This window comes from Paenibacillus sp. J2L1-98 (assembly GCF_056269405.1).
This window is the reverse complement of record NZ_JBWDNW010000067.1, coordinates 1-1,088: the sequence shown is the minus strand read 5'-3', so window position 1 is coordinate 1,088 and position 1,088 is coordinate 1. Positions and strand designations below refer to the sequence as shown.

Genomic DNA, 1,088 nt, shown 5'->3' with positions numbered 1-1,088 from the left:
ATAACCCCGCCCTTTACAATTAATTGCCAATAATAATCTACATTCAATAAGGTCAAACCGTTCGTAAGCACGCCCATAATCAATACGCCGATAATCGTGCCCTGGATCCGTCCGAACCCTCCTGCAAAGCTTGTGCCGCCAAGAATAACCGCAGCGATCGCATCGAGCTCTGCCCCCAGCCCTACCATCGGTTGTCCGGAGAAAAGCCGCCCCGCCATCACGACGCCGGCTACGCCTGCAAGCATCCCGCTGATCGAGTATACGTTGATCAATGTTCTTTCAACCTTGATGCCTGTTAACCTTGCAGCCTCTTCATTGCCGCCGATCGCATACACTTGACGTCCGAACATCGTGTATTTGAGGACGAAAAACATGATGATATAGACGATGGCCATCACGTAAATTGGCGTTGGAATGCCGAGAATATAGCCTGCTCCGACGAATTTGAACGTTCCGTTCGTAAGTACGAGCGGGTACCCGCCGCTAATGACGTACGCCAATCCGCGCAAGTAAGTCATACTGCCAAGCGTCACAATAAACGAAGGCAGCTTAGGAACGGCAGTAAAATAACCATTAATCGCGCCGGCTGCATAACCGACCGCCGCGCCCGCCAGCATAGCGATTACCGGATGGACTCCGGCATTCGTGATCATGACGGAAACGACGCCGGAGAGCGCAAGTGTAGAGCCCACGGACAAATCAATGCCCCCGGTGAGGATGACCAGCGTCATGCCCGCTGCAAGAATGGCAGTGATCGACACCTGCTTCAGAACGTTCAGGACGTTGCCGACCTCTGTAAAATGCGGTGCAAAAGCAGCCATAGCCGCGCATAGCAATACCAAAATGACCAGCATGCCCAATTGATTGAAGTAATATAGGAGCTTCTTCCTGTTCATAGGAACTTTACCAGTAGCGCTTTGTAGGTTTGTCGTCTGCATCTATTTAATCTCCCCTGTTGCGTAATACATGATTTGTTCCTGAGTCGCCTCGCTGCGCGGCAGCTCGGCCCTGATTTTCCCTTCATGCATAACGAGAATTCGATCGCTTACACTCAAAATTTCAGGCAGCTCGGACGAAATCATCAATAC

1 protein-coding gene is annotated in these 1,088 nt (G+C 51.2%); it reads right to left on the bottom strand.

What is annotated here, in order from left to right; genetic code table 11:
* On the bottom strand, positions 1-938 hold a 938-nt coding region (locus AC0YNZ_RS31425; protein WP_475830279.1), incomplete at its 3' end, for an ABC transporter permease subunit.
* Between the last annotated feature and the right edge of the window lie 150 nt (positions 939-1,088).